Annotated in this window: 20 protein-coding genes, 1 pseudogene and 1 riboswitch; of the genes and pseudogenes, 12 read left to right on the top strand and 9 right to left on the bottom strand. The window is 38.5% G+C overall.

Annotation, left to right across the window (positions count from 1 at the left end):
• Positions 1-16 precede the first annotated feature (16 nt).
• The 3 genes from LIS78_RS15390 (at position 17) to LIS78_RS15380 (ending at position 3,688) form a co-directional block, all read left to right on the top strand.
• Entirely contained in the window at positions 17-766 is a 750-nt protein-coding gene (locus LIS78_RS15390; RefSeq protein ID WP_252283952.1) for an SDR family oxidoreductase, read from the top strand.
• A 274-nt stretch (positions 767-1,040) separates the two neighbouring features.
• Positions 1,041-1,688, top strand: a complete 648-nt coding sequence (locus LIS78_RS15385) for a nitroreductase family protein (protein ID WP_209150025.1) — start codon at positions 1,041-1,043, stop codon at positions 1,686-1,688.
• Positions 1,689-2,116: 428 nt separating this feature from the next.
• Positions 2,117-3,688, top strand: a complete 1,572-nt coding sequence (locus LIS78_RS15380; protein WP_195782811.1) for an APC family permease — start codon at positions 2,117-2,119, stop codon at positions 3,686-3,688.
• Positions 3,689-3,746: 58 nt separating this feature from the next.
• Here LIS78_RS15380 and LIS78_RS15375 read toward each other — a convergent pair whose 3' ends face one another.
• Complete coding sequence (locus tag LIS78_RS15375; RefSeq protein WP_252283950.1) at positions 3,747-4,310, bottom strand: YdcF family protein; 564 nt, start codon at positions 4,308-4,310, stop codon at positions 3,747-3,749.
• Positions 4,311-4,457: 147 nt separating this feature from the next.
• Positions 4,458-4,642: riboswitch (cobalamin riboswitch) on the top strand.
• Positions 4,643-4,734: 92 nt separating this feature from the next.
• On the opposite strand from LIS78_RS15375, the gene LIS78_RS15370 reads away from it, so the two are divergent.
• The 3 genes from LIS78_RS15370 to LIS78_RS15360 all read left to right on the top strand — a co-directional run bounded on the left by LIS78_RS15370 (position 4,735) and on the right by LIS78_RS15360 (position 8,800).
• Positions 4,735-6,261, top strand: coding sequence for a cobyric acid synthase (locus LIS78_RS15370; protein WP_252283949.1), 1,527 nt, complete (start codon positions 4,735-4,737; stop codon positions 6,259-6,261).
• A gap of 200 nt (positions 6,262-6,461) precedes the next feature.
• Positions 6,462-7,520 (top strand): FecCD family ABC transporter permease, encoded by a 1,059-nt coding sequence (locus LIS78_RS15365; RefSeq protein ID WP_195782814.1) that lies wholly within the window; start codon positions 6,462-6,464, stop codon positions 7,518-7,520.
• Positions 7,517-8,800 carry an ABC transporter ATP-binding protein gene (locus tag LIS78_RS15360; RefSeq protein ID WP_195782815.1) on the top strand — a complete coding sequence of 428 codons (1,284 nt, stop codon included), beginning with the start codon at positions 7,517-7,519 and terminating at the stop codon, positions 8,798-8,800. The genes LIS78_RS15365 and LIS78_RS15360 overlap by 4 nt, the downstream gene beginning before the upstream one ends.
• Before the next feature lie 17 nt (positions 8,801-8,817).
• On the opposite strand, the gene LIS78_RS15355 is transcribed toward LIS78_RS15360, so the two are convergent.
• The 7 genes from LIS78_RS15355 to LIS78_RS15325 all read right to left on the bottom strand — a co-directional run bounded on the left by LIS78_RS15355 (position 8,818) and on the right by LIS78_RS15325 (position 13,651).
• Positions 8,818-9,636: a hypothetical protein gene (locus LIS78_RS15355; RefSeq protein WP_195782816.1), complete on the bottom strand. Its 819-nt coding sequence runs from the start codon at positions 9,634-9,636 to the stop codon at positions 8,818-8,820.
• A gap of 44 nt (positions 9,637-9,680) precedes the next feature.
• Positions 9,681-10,106, bottom strand: coding sequence for an Hsp20/alpha crystallin family protein (locus LIS78_RS15350; protein WP_209150022.1), 426 nt, complete (start codon positions 10,104-10,106; stop codon positions 9,681-9,683).
• 89 nt (positions 10,107-10,195) lie between these two features.
• Positions 10,196-10,699, bottom strand: a complete 504-nt coding sequence (locus LIS78_RS15345) for an Hsp20/alpha crystallin family protein (protein WP_195782818.1) — start codon at positions 10,697-10,699, stop codon at positions 10,196-10,198.
• A 51-nt stretch (positions 10,700-10,750) separates the two neighbouring features.
• Positions 10,751-10,993, bottom strand: a complete 243-nt coding sequence (locus LIS78_RS15340; RefSeq protein WP_013057626.1) for a spore germination protein — start codon at positions 10,991-10,993, stop codon at positions 10,751-10,753.
• A gap of 103 nt (positions 10,994-11,096) precedes the next feature.
• Entirely contained in the window at positions 11,097-11,339 is a 243-nt protein-coding gene (locus LIS78_RS15335) for a spore germination protein (RefSeq protein ID WP_013057625.1), read from the bottom strand.
• A gap of 143 nt (positions 11,340-11,482) precedes the next feature.
• Positions 11,483-12,262 carry an STAS domain-containing protein gene (locus LIS78_RS15330; RefSeq protein WP_252283947.1) on the bottom strand — a complete coding sequence of 260 codons (780 nt, stop codon included), beginning with the start codon at positions 12,260-12,262 and terminating at the stop codon, positions 11,483-11,485.
• 183 nt (positions 12,263-12,445) lie between these two features.
• Positions 12,446-13,651 carry a TcaA 3rd/4th domain-containing protein gene (locus tag LIS78_RS15325; RefSeq protein WP_209150020.1) on the bottom strand — a complete coding sequence of 402 codons (1,206 nt, stop codon included), beginning with the start codon at positions 13,649-13,651 and terminating at the stop codon, positions 12,446-12,448.
• 198 nt (positions 13,652-13,849) lie between these two features.
• On the opposite strand from LIS78_RS15325, the gene LIS78_RS15320 reads away from it, so the two are divergent.
• The 3 genes from LIS78_RS15320 (at position 13,850) to LIS78_RS15310 (ending at position 16,588) form a co-directional block, all read left to right on the top strand.
• Positions 13,850-14,995 (top strand): acyl-CoA dehydrogenase family protein, encoded by a 1,146-nt coding sequence (locus LIS78_RS15320; protein WP_195782821.1) that lies wholly within the window; start codon positions 13,850-13,852, stop codon positions 14,993-14,995.
• Between the two features lie 90 nt (positions 14,996-15,085).
• Positions 15,086-15,640, top strand: a complete 555-nt coding sequence (locus tag LIS78_RS15315) for a GrpB family protein (RefSeq protein WP_209150019.1) — start codon at positions 15,086-15,088, stop codon at positions 15,638-15,640.
• A gap of 15 nt (positions 15,641-15,655) precedes the next feature.
• On the top strand, positions 15,656-16,588 hold the full coding sequence (locus tag LIS78_RS15310; protein WP_252283946.1) for an alpha/beta hydrolase: 933 nt from the start codon (positions 15,656-15,658) through the stop codon (positions 16,586-16,588).
• 28 nt (positions 16,589-16,616) lie between these two features.
• Here the strand turns inward: LIS78_RS15310 and LIS78_RS15305 are convergent, their stop codons facing one another.
• Positions 16,617-16,769 carry a YflJ family protein gene (locus tag LIS78_RS15305; protein ID WP_252283945.1) on the bottom strand — a complete coding sequence of 51 codons (153 nt, stop codon included), beginning with the start codon at positions 16,767-16,769 and terminating at the stop codon, positions 16,617-16,619.
• A gap of 150 nt (positions 16,770-16,919) precedes the next feature.
• Here LIS78_RS15305 and LIS78_RS31420 point away from each other — a divergent pair.
• The 3 genes and pseudogenes from LIS78_RS31420 to LIS78_RS15285 all read left to right on the top strand — a co-directional run bounded on the left by LIS78_RS31420 (position 16,920) and on the right by LIS78_RS15285 (position 19,793).
• Positions 16,920-17,783, top strand: a pseudogene (locus tag LIS78_RS31420) (alpha/beta fold hydrolase).
• A 146-nt stretch (positions 17,784-17,929) separates the two neighbouring features.
• The gene (locus LIS78_RS15290; protein ID WP_195782826.1) at positions 17,930-18,109 is read left to right on the top strand and encodes a hypothetical protein; all 180 of its coding nucleotides are present in this window, start codon (positions 17,930-17,932) and stop codon (positions 18,107-18,109) included.
• 340 nt (positions 18,110-18,449) lie between these two features.
• Positions 18,450-19,793, top strand: a complete 1,344-nt coding sequence (locus tag LIS78_RS15285) for a copper amine oxidase (protein WP_252283942.1) — start codon at positions 18,450-18,452, stop codon at positions 19,791-19,793.
• Positions 19,794-19,797 lie beyond the last annotated feature (4 nt).

The following is a 19,797-nucleotide window of genomic DNA, read 5'->3' as shown; positions in this document are numbered from 1 at the left end:
ATAAGGAGGAGATGATATGTCGTTTAAAGAGCTAGTTGTAGTTGTTACCGGAGCTGCAAATGGAATAGGAAAAGATGTATCCCGCGCATACGCTAAACAAGGAGCAAAAGTGGTATTGGCAGATGTGGACGAAACCGAAGGAGAGCGTCACGCAGAAGCTATTCAAAGACAAGGCGGAGAAGCCATTTTTGTCAAAACAGACGTCCGAAAAGAAGGCGACATTTTAAATCTCGTTGAAAAAACGGTCAGTACGTATGGAACGATACATATTTTGATTAATAATGCAGGCGTTTCCCGCTGGAAATCACCGTATGAGCTAACCATTGATGAGTGGGATGATATTATCAATACGAACCTGCGCAGCGTGTTTCTATGCTCTCGCGAAGCAGCTAAGGTGATGAGAAAAAACGAGAGCGGAGGCTCCATTGTAAACTTAGCTTCTACGAGAGCTACAATGTCTGAACCTCACACAGAAGCCTATGCCGCTACAAAAGGAGGAATCGTTGCTTTAACTCATGCACTTGCCATTTCACTTGGTGATGACAACGTCACAGTAAATGCTATTTCTCCAGGATGGATTGAGACATCTGACTATGATGGCCTTCGTGAAATCGATCATACGCAGCATCCGTCTAATCGGGTGGGAACGCCAGCCGATATCTCAAGAGCGTGTATGTACTTAACAAATGCGGAAAATGATTTTGTAACAGGAGCTAACCTCGTAGTAGACGGGGGAATGACGCGAAAGATGATTTATGAACATTAAGCATCTACGAAAAAAGACTGCCGTATTTAGCAGTCTTTTTTCATATGATCAAGAAAAGAAAAAGATAATAATTTTTTTCTTGACATAATAAAATAATCATTGTAAAGTAAGTTACATAAAGTAATTAAATTTCAATTAATATTTTTTTAGTTTAATATCTCGAATTAGAGATATAAGAATTCATTATATCTTGTTTATCTCCTTTTATCAGGGGGAAGGGTATAAGCATATAATTTAAGCTTTAAAAAAACACAAACAATTAGGAGTGGGGAAAATGGGTTTTTTAGATAAATTATTTGATAAATCAAGTGATCAGCAACAGGCTGGAAAAGATTTTTATGAAGCAATTAAAAACCGGCGTTCTATTTATGCAATTGATAAAAATGTAAAAATATCAGAAGAAAAAGTTGAAGAAATTATTAACTTTGCGGTGAAACATACTCCTTCATCATTTAATTCCCAAAGCGCACGCGTAGTCGTTTTATTTGGCGAACAGCATGATAAAGTATGGAATATTACGAGGGAAACACTTCGTAAAATTGTCCCCGCTGAAAATTTTGCAGATACGGATCAAAAAATGAACTTATTCGGAAGCGGCTATGGAACAGTTCTTTTCTTTGAAGATCAAGAAGTAATTGAAGGGTTACAAAAGCAGTTTGCATCTTACAGCGAAAATTTCCCGGTTTGGTCTAACCAATCATCAGGCATGCTGCAGCATGTGATCTGGACAGCGCTTGAGCTCGAAGGCCTAGGAGCAACATTACAGCATTACAATCCATTAATTGACGATGAAGTAAAAGCAGCTTGGAATATTCCAAGTTCATGGAAGCTGATTGCCCAAATGCCATTTGGTAATCCTGTGGCGCCAGCGGGAGAAAAAGAATTTCAACCGCTAAGTGAACGCGTAAAAGTATTTAAATAACCAGAAAAAGAAACTGGGACAAAAGTATTTTAGTTGAAGGAAGATCCGAACGATGAATCGTTCGGATTTTTTCATTAAATAGGGTAAGCTTAGGTTTTACGTATGTAGCTGCTTCTAGCGGTTGATTTTGTTATGTCTCAGCCCCTTTTTTTATGATAAATAGTTTGAATATTCTTTTATGTTTAAACTGAGAACAATGCGGTTAAATAAGGGTAGTAGTCCTCAAATCTTCTGTGGAATTTGTGCGTTATACATAAACAATTCAACGATGTTTTACAAAAAAATAAAGTTTTTGACTTGGTTTTTTAGAGAATATTTGTTAACATATCCACTTGTGAGGTCTTAGTAAGAGGAGGAGGATGTAAAGAATCCCATATCGGACGCAAGGGCGTTAGGTATGTGGAGTGGGAATTTTAAAGGAGGATTTTATGTCTGATCAAGGAAATCAAGGAAAGTTTAAAAAATCAATATCGTTACTTGACTTAACATTAATTGGGATGGGAGCTATTTTTGGTTCCGCCTGGTTATTTGCGGTTAGTAACGTAGCGTCAAAGGCTGGGCCAGCCGGAAGTTTTTCGTGGCTGATTGGCGGAGTCATTATTTTGCTTATCGGTTTAGTGTATGCTGAACTTGGAGCAGCTCTGCCGCGTACCGGTGGGATTATCCGTTATCCGGTTTACTCACATGGTCATTTAGTGGGTTACTTAATTTCATTCATTACCATTATTGCTTACACAAGTTTGATTGCCATCGAGGTAACGGCTGTACGTCAGTATGTTGCTTTTTGGCTTCCTGGTCTAACTAAACATGGTTCTGAATCGCCTACTACGATTGGCTGGTTATTTCAGTTTGCGTTATTAACGCTATTTTTTATCATTAACTACGTAAGTGTAAAAGCATTTGCTAAGTCAAATGTTATTATATCTGTGTTCAAATATGCGGTTCCTCTTACAATTATCGTCGTGTTGGCTTATCACTTTAAATCTGCTAACTTTACAACTGGCGATTTTGCTCCGTTTGGTTTTAATGGTATCCAAGCAGCCATTTCAACAGGTGGCGTTATGTTTGCTTACCTAGGACTTCACCCTATTGTTTCTGTAGCCAGTGAAGTTAAAAACCCGCAGCGTAATATTCCAATCGCGCTCATTATCTGTATTGTACTTTCAGCGATTATTTACACAGCACTGCAAGTATTGTTCATTGGTAACATCCCGGCTGATATGCTATCAGGAGGATGGGGAACAATTCAAGAGCAATTCTCTTTACCATTTAAAGATATTGCACTTATTTTAGGCCTTGGCTGGTTAGTAACGCTTGTTATTTTTGATGCTATTTTATCACCAGGCGGTAACGGGAACATCTTTATGAATACAACTTCTCGTCTAGTTTATGCTTGGTCTCGTAACGGAACACTATTTAAAGGCTTCTCAAAAGTAGATAAGAAAACAGGAATTCCGCGTGCGTCACTATGGCTATCATTTGGAATGTCTGTATTCTGGACACTGCCATTTCCTTCTTGGGAAGCGCTAGTAAACGTATGTTCAGTAGCACTTATTCTGTCTTATGCGATTGCGCCAATTTCTGCTGCTGCATTCAGAGTAAATGCAAAAGACCTTAAAAAGCCTTTTAAATTGAAAGGTATGAGCGTTATTGCTCCTGTTTCATTTATCTTCTGTTCATACATCGTGTATTGGTCAGGGTGGACGACAATTTCTTGGCTGCTAGGATCACAGCTTCTAATGGTTGTTATCTACGTAGCGTTTAAAAAATACGTACCAACTGACGTTGTAAAATTTGCACAGCAGCTTAAATCTGCATGGTGGCTAGTTGCTTATTATATTATTATGCTTGTTATTTCTTACCTAGGTTCATTTGGTGGAGGACAAGGTGTACTAAGCAACCCGCTTGACTTAATTTTAATTGCTCTTGTTTCAATCGGTATTTTCTACTGGGCGAAATATACAGGTTTACCAAAAGCAGTTATCGATACAGATGATTAATAAAAAACACGGCATGAATTCATGCCGTGTTTTTCGTTTATATAGACGTGGGCTCTATTTATTTATCAAACAGCCACGTTTTTAATATAGCAACATACTCACGAAAGTAGGCTTGAAGTTTAATTGAATTTGGTGTCTTTGCACCTAAAGGATAAACATCAAAACCTTGACGTTCGGCAATAATAGAGGCGCGAAATAAATGAAAATCACTGCTAACAAGCACGACTTTTTTGTGTTGAATATCGACTTTCTGTTTAGTGAAAGTGAAATTCTCAAAAGTAGAAGTTGACTGATCTTCTTTTATAATTCGATTCTTTTTAATTCCTTCTTTCCGCAGAAAACGATAGGCTGCTTCTGCTTCAGAAATTTCTTCATCGGATCCTTTTCCGCCCGTTACGATAACTTTTGTTTGTTGATGTACTTGTAAATAAGATAGAGCCGTCTTTACTCGTTCTTTTAAACTAGGAGACATTTGATCGCCATCTACTTTAGAACCTAAAATCAGCACATAATCTGCTTTTTGTGGAACAGGCTTGTGAGCAGTTTGATACATACAAAAAGATATGATTGCTATATAAAGAACAAGCGAACCAATAAAGGTATAAATCATTTTTTTCTTCAACTGTGAGCCCCTTCCTAGCTATTCTATAAGATGTTTGGAAAATAATTGTTATTATAGCATACGAGACCTAAATAAGTATAAACACAGTAATATATAATAATAGAAGAAAATCGTTATTGTGAATGGTTATAAAATTCGTTACAATAAAGAATAAATGATTTTAAAAGTGCCTCTAAGGAGGATAATAGGGAAATCGGTGCAAATCCGGTGCAGCCCCCGCTACTGTAAATGTCGATGAACCTGCAAAGACCCACTAGTCAAACTAAACTAGGAAGGGTGCAGAAGTAAAATGAAGCATAAGCCAGGAGACCTGCTTTTAAAAACCCCTTATTTTTCGGTGGGAGAAATAAGTCAAGACAATGTGTTAATGAGCGCATGACCAAACCTTGACTTTTACAGTTAAGGTTTTTTTATGTGATAGGGAGTGGATAAAGTGAAAAAAGGAAAACCTCTTATGATTCAAGGAACGCACTCAGACGCTGGAAAAAGTATGATTGCTACAGCATTTTGCCGTATTTTTAAAGAAGACGGCTATCAAACTGCACCGTTTAAATCGCAAAACATGGCGCTTAATTCATACATTACAATGGATGGAAAAGAAATTGGCAGAGCGCAAGGAATTCAAGCAGAAGCGGCTGGGGTAGAAGCAACAACCAATATGAACCCTATTTTAATTAAACCAACTCGTGATCATGAATCTCAAATTGTCGTTCATGGAAAGCCGCTTCGTAATATGTTTGCTTTTCAGTATCGGCAAGAATTTTTTAATGAAGGGTTAAACGTTATCACAGAGTCTTATAAAGAACTTGCCAAGCATTATGATCGAATTGTGATTGAAGGTGCTGGAAGTCCTGCTGAAGTGAATTTGAACGACCGGGAACTCGTAAATATGCGCGTTGCAAAAATAGCCCAAGCGCCTGTTGTGTTAGTAGGAGATATTGATAAAGGAGGGGTTTTTGCGAGCTTAGTGGGTACTCTTCAATTGCTTCCAGATGAACACAAGTCTAGAGTTATCGGGGTGTTAATTAATAAATTCCGAGGAGATTTAGAACTTTTAAAACCAGGGTTGAAGTGGTTTGAAGAATACACGGGTGTTCCAGTTCTAGGAGTTATTCCTTATATGCACAACGTGGAAATTGACGCGGAAGATTCGTTATCACTCAGAAATTACTCAACGCTTGTGAATCCGTTAAAAGAAATTGATATTGCGGTTATTTCGTATCCACGCATCTCAAATTTTACAGACATCGATCCTTTAAGCTTAGAAGAAGACTGTCATGTGAGGCTTGTAACCAAGCCGTCGCAATTAGGTACGCCTGATTTAATTGTTTTACCAGGAAGCAAAAATACGATTGAAGATGCGCAGTTTTTACAAGAAAGCGGCCTGGCTCTAGCCATTAATCAAGTTTTGAACACAACGAACGTTCACGTCATTGGCATCTGCGGAGGATATCAAATGCTAGGGGAGACAATTACAGACCCTGATGCAGTAGAATCTCGGATTGAATCCATTAAAGGGCTGGGTTTGCTTCCAGTGGAAACCGTTATGACAACCAGCAAAAAAACAGAAAGAGTTTCTGGGTATGTCCAGCTAGAAAGTGAAAGAGTTTCGATTGAAGGCTACGAAATTCATATGGGAAAGACGGTTTCTAAGAGTACGACGGAAGCTTTTGCAGTGGTAGATCATGAAAAAGAAGGAACGGTTAAAGACAACGTTATCGGTACGTATGTTCATGATGTTTTTCATAATGATGCTTTGCGCAGAGCTTTGCTTAATCAAATTCGCAAACATAAAAAATTGCCTCCCGTTACGGATACATTCAACAGCCGTCTGCGAAAAGAGGAGTCTTTTTCAAAAGCAGCAGCATATGTGCGAGAAGCTGTAGATATGGAAAAGCTGTATCATTTAATAGATAACTATAAAAGCCCTGAGCAAGCACAAAAAGTATAGCTTACAGAGGCTTTCACTTGTTTTTTTACCAGAATTTTTAGTACGCTATGTTACGTTGTCTAGTTCAACAATCTCACACTCGTGACAAATAAAAGCTGATTGTTTCCAACTCTATGTATGGTGGAAACATGGGTTATGGACAGGAAAATGAATGGTTAATGTAAAACATCACGCCTCGTTTCCTAGAGGAGCTGAACGTATTGATTTTTAAAAATATCTTTTTTAACAAAACATCTATTTTATACATAGGGAGTTTATTTATTGTATGTACTTCGGTTATCATGGGGGTATTTATTGGTACGGTTTCGTTAACCGTAGGAGATACAATCAAAATTATTATTGGCCACCTTACCGGATTATCCCTATATCATGGTCCGGAAAATATGGATTTAATCATTTGGCAAATTCGATTCCCAAGAGTACTGGTAGCATTTTTAGTAGGAGCTTCGCTTTCTATAGCAGGGGCTGCTTTTCAAGGGCTACTAAGAAATTCTCTTGCTGATCCTTACACAATTGGGGTTTCCTCCGGTGCAACCCTTGGCTCTGTGATGGCAATTTATTTCCATTGGAGTATTTTTGGTTTGTCCATCTTCACGCTGCCTGTAGTCGGCATTGTATCTGGATTTATTACCCTTCTTTTAGTTTTTGGTATTACGAAGCTCGCAAGCGGCAATTTGGCCAATGAAACCATCATCTTAGCTGGGATTATTTTATCATCCTTTATGAGCGCGCTTATTTCATTAATTGTGGCTCTTTCTCCTGAAGAAGATGTAAGGCAGGTTTTATATTGGCTAATGGGAAGCGTATCAATGAGAGGATGGTCTCACATTCAAATTTTAGGGCCGTTTTTTTTGGTCGGTACGATTATGCTGCTGTTACATGTAAAAGAGCTGAACGGCTTAGCATTTGGCGATCAATCCGCTCAGTTTATGGGAATAGACGTAAAGAAGAAAAAAAGAATAATTTTAATAGGAGCGTCCGTGTTGACAGGGGCTGCGGTATCAGTATCCGGAGCAATCGGATTTGTTGGTTTGGTTATTCCCCATGTAGTACGTCTCGTAGCGGGAGCTAATCATAAGCATGTACTGCCGCTTTCTATTTTAATCGGAGGAAGTTATTTAGTTTTAGCGGATTTATTGGCACGAACGATATTAGAACCGCGTGAACTGCCGATTGGAGTTGTAACCGCCTTAATTGGTTCGCCGATTTTTACGCTGCTCCTTGTAAAAGAACGTATGCGGAAGAGAGGAATATCATGATTGAACTATATAATGTGACAGGAGGATACGATAAACAGCAACCGACCGTTCGTGACATTACGTTCACCGTAGACAAAGGTTCTTTTGTCGCTTTACTAGGACCAAATGGAAGCGGGAAAACAACGCTTATTCGCTTAATCATGAATGTATTAAGCATTCAATCAGGAGAAGTGAAGGTAGAAGGAAAGTCAGTGAAGGCTTATTCACCAAAACAACTTGCGCAAAAAGTGGCAGTTATGACGCAAGAAAATCAAATTGGGTTAGAATTTACGGTTCAAGAAATTGTTTCACTTGGACGTTACCCTTATCAGGCAAAAGGATTGTTTAGCACTGTATCAGCACAGGATGAAGAAGTGGTGGAAAGCGTGATGAAATTAACAAACGTTTGGCACTATAGAAATCATACCTTTCAATCGCTAAGCGGTGGAGAAAAACAGCGGGTTTTACTGGCTAAAGCACTGGCGCAAGAACCTGACTACTTACTTCTTGATGAACCAACTAATCACTTAGATGTAAAACATACGATGGAACTGCTTCAGCTGTTAAAAACTTTACAGCAGGAAATGAGCTTAACGGTTCTGGCCATTTTGCATGATCTCAACATCGCCTCGCTGTTTGCAGATAATGCCGTGTTACTGAAAGATGGAAGAGTAGAAGAAACGGGTATGGATGCCATTTTTCAGGATGCAGCTACGTTAAAAAGAGTATATGGCGTTGATTTGCATGTATTTCACCATCCCGCTGTGAACAAGCGACAAATTGCTTTTGTGCCGCCGTATCAATATCCAGAGACGGACTTCCATGAGTTGTATCAGTTACAAAAGGAACCGGGCAAGCTATGTTTATCCTTTGTGCGTCCTTTGAGAACTCTTTCACTTGGTTCAAATGAAACAGGTCTAGACTGGTGTCAAGAAATTGTTCAACAGCAAAGCAGTGCTGACACGGCGTGGAACTCTGCGTTTTTATCTAGTCATGAAGTTCGCTTAAAAGATGATAAAGGTGACTCGTGGCTGGCTGTGCTGACACATGGACAAAAAGAAAGCGAAGTAAATATTGTGTTACTAACAAATGCGCCGCTTTCGGACGCGAACTTACTTCATGCTGCGATGAAGGTAATTGAATACCGGGCTTTCTTAGGAAAAACAGGACGTATTGTTGTAGCATCATCTCATCATAAAGAAGAAATTCAAGAAGAAATTTCAGATTTCTTACTGAAACGTCTACAGAAAGAATTGCAAGTCTTTCTTGAAACAAAAATGACCGACAATTGCTTTAAATAAGCAGTGGCGGTCATTTTTTATTCTTCGAGGTGATCAGGTTTCTCTGTTTCACCTCCTGAACTCATCGTTGTCTCAGTTGTATGTTCATCAATCTTTTTTTCTTTTAGCTTAACAGAAAACAAGTCTTTGACTTCTTCATCTACTTGATCAGAGTCGGCGCTATACGTTGTACCAATGTTTAAGTGGCCGGTCAAATCTTTAATGCCTAGCTGGCCAAAATTATTACTAAGGTCAATTTTGTCTAGCAATACTTTTTCGACCATAATTTTTTCAACCACAATGGACTGCTTTGGCTGAGTTACTTCACTAATCTTTTTGTCAAGACTTGTCAGCATTTCATATAAAGCTGTATTGGACGATACTTCCTTTAACGCAGAGATCTGATTTTGAATATCTTCAAAATTAGGAGCTGACTGCAAAGCGGAGAGCAAATGAGCTGTTTGCTCGTGCAGTTGAGACAGCGACTGAATAAGGTGAGCTGATTCATGTAATTGCTGATGAAGCTCTTCTATTTTAGGGATTGCGTCGGTTAAACGCGTCACTTGATCAAGAATCCCCTGCAAGTTCAGCGCTGAATCTGACGAGAGAGCGGGTTTGGTGAATTCAGCTTCCTCAGATGTCTTAGACTCCGTCTGGCTAGGTAACTTCTTTGGCTGCTGAGGAGTTTTTTTTAGATTAGACTGTTTTTTTGACTTCATCTTTTCAGATAATTCTTTTCGCTTTTGATTAGAACTTTGGTCTATGGGACCTGCTTTTTTTTTGGTTGGAAGGGAAGACGGATTTATTTTACGGACTGTTTCAATTTTAGGCGATTGTTTAAACCACTTAGAAAACATGAAATTCCCTGCCTTTCATGCTACGTATAGTTCTGCACAATAAATTACAAATCAAATTTCACGTGCAAAAGACCATCTTTAAATGATGCGTGACACGGCGCTTCCCCTACAGCAGGTGGAAGAATGATTGATCGTTGAAATGTTCCTTCACGTCTTTCTTTGTGAAGAACATTTGCATCCTTTATCGTTAAAAGAGATGAACCGGATATGTGTAAAGTATTTTCGTGCATGGTCAATTCGACGTCTGTTCGTTTAGCACCGGGTATTTCAATCACAACTAACAGTTGATTTGCTCGTTCATATACATCAATTAAAGGATAATCTCGATACTCATTTACAATTTGAGGAGAAGCATCTGCTTCCGTATCATTCTTTTTTTCACTATCATCGTCAAAAATCTTTTCCCAAAATTTCGTATGGTTTTCTTCTTGTAACGTTTCTGCCCACTTTTTAAATTTTCCATGATTCATATTTGTCACCTTCTTTAAAAAAATAAAACAAGGCCTTTTGCAGCTTTCTATTTTATATGTATGCATGAAAACAGAAAAAAACGTCCACTTTAATCTAAATCGTGGACGTCTATTTGAGACATAGGAATATTAACATGTTTAGGCATCCGGATTTCCAACACTCCGGAACGATATACGGCGCGTGTACCTTTTTTGCGAACCGAACAAGGAAGCTGAATTTCTTCTTTGAAGGATTCTTCTCCATCTATTCCTTCAATCGTGCACACGTATGGCGTATGATAGACTTTAATGCTTGATACAATATCGCGGTTAGGGATTTTTAACTGCACAATGCATTCATCTAATGTATTGATGACGTTTGAATCAAATCTTCTTAGCTTTTGTCCATGACCTTCAGTTCCCATATCCTGCTGTTCTTTCATCATGTCTTGCGCTTGCTTAAAGAATTCATTTCCTTGCATAAAATCCGGAAAAGAATGGGACATCGTAGAAGAAATCATTTGCTGAATATATTTATTCATGTCTTTAGATGCCATTCCTTTTGGGATATTTTCCATCATTCCTTTAAAAGGAGACTTTCCAAATGGAAACATATTTACACACCTCCTTGTAATGTGCCAAGTAAAATGACAAAATTGTTAAAGCTAAATTTGATTTCCAATTGGAGCTGAAGGGTTTGCAATTTGATCTTGATCACTTACATCAGGATCTAACACGCCCGTATTCATTTGAGAGCAAGTAGGAGAGAAGTTACCTAAAGAAAAATTCGCGCCGTTAAACTTTGAGTTCGCCGTGTGACTGTTTTGAATGGTGGAACCAAAATCAATATTTGCGTTTTGCGTGACACCATTTGTTACGATATTAAAAACGTTAATTTGAAGAGGCATAAAGAGACTCCTTACTGTTTTTATTCATTCCGCTCTAACTATCGCTTTAAGAGAGAATGTATTCACCGTTTGTCGTCATGCTGTTGACAAGCATTGCCCTATATCACTGCTGATAACCATTGACATGATCAACGTTTGCAATATCTGTTTGGTCATTTGTATCAGGATCGATATAAATATTTCGCATTTTCGAGGAAGCAGGTGAGACATCGCCATAAGAAGAGTTCGTACCAGTGGATTTCGAATGAGCCGTGTGACTGTTATGGAGTGCTTCGCCAATGTTGACAGAACCGTTGCTTGAGATACTGTTGATTTTTAAATTATAAATATTAATAACACTTGGCATACGCTCTCACCCTTTTCTATGGTTGATTAATGTATCCTATGATGATAAGTGCCTAAACGTTCACAATTCCTCATAACTAAAATCGCCTTTTCCAGTTGAAGGAAAAAGCGATTGAGAGAGGATTACTTAATGATATGATAGGCTTATGAAATGGGTGCAATACGATAATTCTTTTTTTCTAAAATGTAAGAGATGCTTTGTTGGACAGTGGAAAATGTCCGCCAATTAAACTGAGAATCTACAAGCGAGAGAGCCATTTTTGAAGAAAGACCAACAATAAGGCAAGTGGTACCAATCAAACGCAAAGAATCGTGGAGCGTGTTAATATAATAACCGTGTTCTTCATCTAACGAATGAAGGGAAGATAAATCAATAAGCAGATAGCGCGCCTGTTCTTTTACAACTGCCTCTAATACCGTTTCAGTTAGCTTCTTTCCACGTTCTATATTCATCTTACCGGTAATGGGCACAGCTAAAACCTCGTCCCATATCTTTAATAAAGGAGTGGACAAATCCTCAATTAACCGTTCTTTTTCAAGCTCTGCTTCGGCTTGATCTGTAAAGTCTAATAGCATAAGCAAGTAGCCATAACGCTCACCGTCTTTTGTATCAATGGGGTGAATCACAGCTTCTGCTACGTATTGACTGCCAATCGTTATACGCGTTCTGTAGGTTGTATGAAGAGAGGTGAGTAATTTTTCCGCTTCTTCAGAATTGGAATGAAAGAAGTCCATATGCTTTCCAATTAACTCTTCGATATGAGATAACTGGTAGATTGGGAGTACTGGCTGGAGTGTTTCAATTGCTCTTGCATTCATCCACTGCACACGATAGTCTTTATCCGCAATGATCATGGTTTCTTGAATATTTTCTAAAATCAAATGTACATTAAGCTTTTGTGGAAGTTGTCCAATTCCATTCATTCTCCATCTCTCCTTCTGTGTGTATTAAGTTTATGTACATCTATTTTATATTTTACAGTGAAAAGAATGAAGAAGGCTATAAGAAATTTATTAACGTGTATAGGAATCATGGTATTTAAAAAAACGTAGGAGTAAGCACTCGCTTCAATCAAAAAAATCCCCTGTGCAAAAGGGGAGTTCACCTTACTCATATGATTTAATAAAATCAACGTTATATTTTTCAACGCTTGATAAGTAGGAATCTCTAAATGATGAATCAGGCGTATACCATGACCTTCCATAAAAATAGGCTTGAAGATCTTTCGATTTAAATACATACCCATGCCGCGCATAGATTTCATTTCGAGCTAGCCTTAGTTCACTCGAGCTCAAACTGCTAATATCACTATAGCTTAATTTGTAAGAATCCGAACCCGGAAGAATATAAGAGCTTGAAGTAGCATAAGAGCGCGGCCCAGGCACGATCACTTCTCGTTCTTTTATGACGGTTTTTTCCTTTTCAACGGGCGGCGTTTGTATATTTAACGTAATACTTTCTTCACTTTGAATAGTGTAGGGACTGCTTTTGAACGTTGTACCGTCTTTTTGCACTTCTGCATGAACAGTGACGCTTCCATCCGTGGCAACAGGCCCTATTTGTGATGAGCTATTCACCTGCAGTCCCGTGCTTTTTCCGTTTACGAATAAAATAGCGTCATCTCTATTCGATGAGATTGTAACGTAAGCCCCTTTAAATACAAGAGATATATTTTCTTCTTTTTGCCGGTGAAAATTTACAGTGGTTTGGTCTGAAAGTTTTCCGTAAGAGCTTTCATAAGAAGCCGTAAGCGGGTAACTTCCAATCATAAAAGGCCCTATTTTTTGCGTTTGATTTTTGGATATCGATTGTTTTGTGTCATTGACTGTAACCGTTGCATCCTCTGGCGTGGTGAGGGAGATATAATATGGTGACGGCACAACCACGTACTGTTTTTTGAAGAGTAGTGAATGTTTCTGTTCTTTTATTGTAAAGTAGATACTCAATTTATTTTTCAAATCATTTTCAACGTCTCGTAAAATAGAACCATCGGAAGTTGCATCCAACAGAGCTTGAATAGATGCGTCATTAATAACTATAGTAGACTGTGAAGAGTCTACTAACTCTCTTAACACAGCTGTATCTTTCGATTCTAATGCCTCAATAAAGCGGTCAGCCGTTTTTTCTTCTGAGCCAGAGAAAAAGAAATAAAATACAAAAGTTAAAAGAAGTATAAGCGCAATACCCCCGCCAATATACCATTTCTTTTTGTACTTAGCTGCAGCTGGTGACACTGTGAAAGAAAAGCCACAGTTATTGCAAAATAGTTGGTCTGCGCTTGCACGGGCACCGCATTTTGGACATTGATTCATTCACACCATCCCTTTCTTTTTATTCCATTAAATGTATGGAACGTATAAGTAAAACAGACCGTTAAATTAGAAAAATAATAAATCGAACGAGAAAGATAAACACACCAAACATGCACAGTAAGAGTGAGATATGCTATGATAAAAACTATATATTAATCCGATAGGGACACTCTGTCATATAAAAAGGAGATGAAGCAAATGAGTGTTTCATTTGTAAATAAAAACCAAAAATATACGTATGAAAAACTGCTGCCTCTAGTCGAAAAATTTAAGAAACGAGCTTTTAAAATAGATGAAGAAGGTACGTTTCCCTTTGAAAATATTCAAGAGTTAAAAGAAGCGGGCTATACACATCTTTCTCTAGAAAGCAAATATGGCGGAGATGAATTACGCCTTTATGATTTTTTATTATTTCAAGAATTAATTGCTCAAGGAGATGCTTCTACGGCTCTTAGTATTGGATGGCATATGGGGATTACAATGGACTTGCGTGAAAAACAGCCTTGGAATCAGCAAATGCTCGATTTTATTTTTAAAGAAATAGAAAAAGGTGCACTTATTAACACCGCTGCTACTGAACCGAAGACAGGAAGTCCTACTCGAGGAGGAAAACCGGAAACGACAGCCGTAAAAACAAAAGAAGGCTGGCGAATCAACGGCCGAAAAACATTCACCACGATGTCTCCGGTCTTAAATTACTTCTTGGTAAAAGCAAGCATTGAAGGTGAAGAAGAGATCGGCTTATTTTTAATTCCTCGTGAAACAAGCGGACTTTCAATAGAAGAAACATGGGATATGATTGCAATGCGCGGGACAGGAAGTCACGATCTTGTGCTAGAAAACGTCGATATTAAACAGGACTTTCTTGTTGAACGCCTCGGTGGTTTTAAAAAGAATGAGCCAAGCGGCTGGCTGCTTCATATACCAGCTTGCTACATGGGTACAGCCATCGCAGCAAGAGATTATGCTGTCGCATTTGCTACAGAATATTCGCCTAATAGTATTGAGGGAACGATTAGCGAGTTGCCAAATGTGCAGCGTTTAGTAGGAGAGATGGAACTTGAACTTATGCAGGCGCGTCACTTTATGTACAGCGTGGCAAGTAAATGGGATGAGACCAGCGACCGAGCAGCATTAGCCGGAGAGTTAGCAGCTGTCAAACACGTAGTGACCAATAGTGCCTGTACGGTTGTCGACAAAGCCATGCGCATAGTGGGAGCGCGAAGCTTGCAGCGCAGTAATCCGCTGCAGCGTTATTATAGAGATGTGCGTGCGGGCCTTCATAACCCTCCCATGGATGATATGACGATTGTTAATTTAGCGAAGCAGGCGTTTACTAGATAAAACTTAATAACATGTTAAATGATGAAAGACTGCTTATTATAGGCTATTCTATAATAAGCAGTTTTTTCGTTACAAGAGGAGGAATTGAAGATGAAGTCTGTAAGAGAAATTCAGCTGACACCCTATAATATCGCGTGGGAAAAGGAATTTACAAAAGAAGCTGCCACCTTAACAACTATAATGTCAGCTCAAGTTTTAGAGGTTCATCATATTGGAAGCACTGCTGTTCCCGGCTTAAGCGCAAAACCGATTATTGATTTACTTATTGAAGTGAAAGATATAAAGAAAGTAGATACACATAATCAGAGGATGGAACAGCTTGGATACGAAGCGAAAGGTGAAAACGGCATAAAAGGAAGAAGATACTTCCAAAAAGGCGGAAATGAAAGAACGCATCATGTTCATATTTATGAAAAAGGCCACCCAGAAATTAATCGGCATATATGGTTTCGAGATTACCTGCGTACTCACCCTGATGCAGCAAAAGAATACGAAACGTTGAAAATAGAACTAGCGCACCGCCATCGCTTTGAACCAGAAAAATATGTGGAAAATAAAACGAATTTTATTCATAAAATAGATGGGCTAGCTCTAAAATGGAGAAAGGGAAGCAGCAATAAGAATAGGAAAGATGATCTTAGATAAAAAGGAGGAACGAGCTTGACTCCAGTTCTAAATAGACAGACAAATACAGGTGAAAAGAAAAAAACAATATGGATCAGCCTGATATCCTTTGTTATTCTTTGTTTTGTACTTTGTACTGCAATTTCTCTTTATGTAGGCATAAGCCTGACAAAATTGGATAAAAATCCTGCTGTGAAAAATCCTGATGATTACGGCATGCACTATAGCAATCAAGTATTTTTGAGCAAAGACGGAATAACCCATTTAAAAGGATGGATGATTGAACCAACGGAACAGCCAAAAGCGACCATTATTATGTCACATGGATACGGGAATAACCGTGAAGCACAAGGAGCTGGCTTTCTGCCGCTGAGTAAAGAATTTGTAAAAGCGGGATATCGAGTGGTCATGTTTGATTTTAGAGATGCAGGAGACTCAGAAGGGAATCAAACGACGATTGGTGTAAAAGAACAGCTCGATTTATTAGGCGTTATTCAGAAAATGAAAGAAACAACAAAAGAGCCAATTGTGCTCTACGGCATTTCAATGGGAGCAGCCACTTCTTTATTAGCAGCTTCTCAAGATGAAGACGTAAAAGCAGTGGTAGCCGATAGTCCTTTTAGTGATTTAACCTCTTATTTAAAAGAAAATCTATCTGTATGGTCTCATTTACCAAACTTTCCGTTTACACCGCTAACAATTGCTATTCTTCCTGTTATTGCAGATGCAAATCCTGCTGAAGCTAGTCCTATTAAAGCAGTCGAGCATATTTACCCTCGACCAATTTTATTTATACACAGCACAGGAGATACAAAAATTCCTTACACTGAAAGTGAAAAAATGGCTAAAACGCACCCGGATGCTTTTCACTTCTGGAAAACTGATAATGCAGAACACGTTCAAAATTATCATGTATACAAAAAAGAATATGTAAAGCGCGTATTATCTTTTATTGATCGAGCGCTTTAAAAACAGCCCGCTTGTCAAAAGCGGGCTGTTAGCTGTTAATTTTACCTTGTTCTACAAGTTCAGCATGCAAATTGCGAAGAATGTAGGTTTTATAACTTTCTAGCTTTCTTCCATCAATTTTAGAGATATTGACCGCTTTTAACTGCTGAATAAACCAGCCCTTTGAATAGCTATGAGCCACTGTTAATCACTCCTTCAAAAAGATCCACTCTAAATAATTAACTATATTCATAAAAGGAGATAAAAAGAAGTGAACGAAGCAAATGAATTGACGTTCATTTTTTTACAGCGTTATACTGCTCTACAGCTACATAAAAGGAGGAAGTGAACAATGAGTGAACAATATATAAACGTAAATGGCGTTAATCTGCACTATATAAGCAAGGGGCGAGGAGAGCTTATGCTATTTCTTCATGGGTTTCCTGACTTTTCGCATATTTGGCGACACCAGATAGATGAATTTTCTAATGATTTTCACACAGTTGCTTTGGATTTAAGAGGATATAACTTATCTGAAAAGCCAAGCGGACTGGAATCGTACGAAATTGATGTATTAGTAGAAGATATTCGCCAAGTGATTGAAGGTTTAGGATATCGCTCCTGCACGCTAGTTGTACACGACTAGGGAGCAGGAATCGGATGGACATTTGCTTATCGCTACCCGGAATATGTACAAAAATTAATTGCTTTTAACGGTCCGCACCCTTATACCTTTATGCGTGAGCTTAGAACAAATAAAAATCAGCAAAAAGCAAGTGAGTATATGAAATGGTTTCAAAAACAAGAAGCACAGGACTATATGGAACGAGACAACTTCTCAGGTTTGCGTAAGCTTGTGATCGACCCAGGTGTAAAAAAAGGATATCTAACAGCCGATGATGTTCAAGCATACATGAACTCTTGGGAAAATGGCTCTGTGCTGTCAATGCTAAGTTATTACCGCAATTTAAAGATTTTCACAGAAGAAGACCTTCAAAGAAAATCTTTGTTTCCGTTAGAAGAAGAAGTGTTAAACATCCCGGTACAAATTATTTGGGGAAATCAAGATCCTACTTTTATGCCTGAAAACTTAGATGGTATTGAAGAATATGTGCCAAACATATCTGTTCACCGATTAGCTGAAGCATCTCATGCCCCTCAGCATGAAAAGCCACAAGAAGTCAACGACGTGATGTGGAATTTTTTAAATAAGTAAAGATAAAAAGAGGCTGAGACAAAAGTAGTTTAGTTGAAGGAAGATCCGAACGATGAATTGAGATTCTTGATGGAGAATCCAACTCGTTCGGATTTTTTCATTGGCATAGTAAACGTAGGTTTCATGTATATAATGGCTTCTAGCTGTTGATTGGAGGGAAAAGCGAAGACTCCTGCGGGAAAAGCGGAAGAGATGAGACCCCGCAGGAGCGCAAGCGACGAGAAGGCTCAGCGGCTGCCCGCGGAAAGCGAAGTCTTGCACGGAAATCAACAGCGGTGTTAGAAGTGATTCATACTAACTCATTTATCCCATTTGTTCGTCTTTAAATTGAATTTATCTTGTTATGTCTCAATCTCTTTTTCTGTTGAATTTAAAATAATTTTAAAAAAAGTGATCCAACAGAATAAGGTGCTCGTTAGGTAAGTAGAAAAGGAATTCTTCACGAAAATGACATTTTAAAAATTTTTTTAAAAGAGTGATCCAACGTCACTCAGCAATCGTTTAGTAGATAGAAAGAGAATACTCCCTAAAAAGGATCATTAAATGTGAGGGAACATGAAGGTTTAATGTGTAGAATATTCAAAATCTTCAATCTATTTGATGATTTAAGATGTATTAAGAATGAAAAAAGTGGCGTACATCAACTAAAAATGAGGAGAGTGGAAAATGATGAAATTAAGTAAAAAATTAATGATCCCTGTACTAGGAGCTTCACTATTGATGCCGACTATTGCAAATGCAGAGGAAGCAAAACCAACGGCAGTAACAAAAGCTTCAGATCTACGAGCGAACTTAGACTACCTATTATCTGAACACTTTACGCTTGCCGTTGCCGCTATGACAACAGCTTATGACGGCTCTAAAGATGCTGAAGCTGCGTTCAAGGCGTTGGATCAAAATGCCGTCGACATGGAGCCAGCCATTGCGTCGATCTATGGTGATAAAGGAGCGGCTGAATTTGAACGAATTTTTAGAGAGCATAATAATTACACAGATGATTTTGTAAAAGCAACAAAAGAAAACGACAAAGAAGCCATGGCTGAAGTAGATAAAGAAGTAGATCAATTCGTGAATGAATTTGCTAAGTTTCTAAGCACTGCTACGGAGGGTAAACTACCTGAAGATGCTGCAAAAGAAGCGCTTCGCGTACACGAAGATCAAGTAAAAGAAACGTTTGAAGATTATGTAGAAGGTGACTATGAGGCAGCCGCGAAGACATACCGCGAAGGATATCAGCAAATGTTTGCAATTAGTAAAGCGTTATCAAATGCAATCGTAATGCAAATGCCCGATAAATTCGACAATACAAAAGTAGATACACCAGCAGCAGATTTACGGTCTTCATTAAACAGCTTAGCAGCAGAACATTTTGCTTTAGCAACAATGGGAATGGAAAAAGGGTTTAACGGTTCAAAAGATTACGACTATGTTAGCTGGTTAGAAAATGCTAACACAGCAGATTTTAAAGCTGCAATCGGCTCAGTATATGGCGATGAAGGAGCTGCACAATTCGAAAAAATTTGGCAAGGAAATCACATCAATGCCCAAGCTGAATTAGTAAGTGCACAAGTAAAAGGCGATGAATCAGGAGAAAAAGCTGCAAAAGATAAGCTCCATAAATTCGCGCAAGAATTTGGTACATTCTTAGGAACAGCAACAGATGGAAACCTTCCAACTGCAGACGCACAGGCAGCTATAAAAGCACACGAAGATACGGTTATTAAAACATTTGAGCAATATGCATCCGGTGACTACGCTGGAAGTTATGATACTTATCGTGAAGGGTATAAATTAATGTTTGGTGTTGGCCAAGCTTTAGGTGAAGCAATCGTAAAACAAAACCCCGATAAGTTTGCTGAAACAGCTATGCCAACAGATATGCCGAAAACAGGTATGGGCGGGGCATCTGAATCAACGATGAACCCACTAACAGCGATCTATATTGCACTAGGTTCGTTAGCTGTATTAACAACTGGAGTTATTTTACGCAAGAAACCAGTAAGCAAATAATATT

Origin of the sequence: Priestia megaterium, assembly GCF_023824195.1 — a bacterium.
Lineage (GTDB): Bacteria > Bacillota > Bacilli > Bacillales > Bacillaceae_H > Priestia > Priestia megaterium_D.
This window is presented reverse-complemented; position numbering and strand designations above follow the sequence as displayed.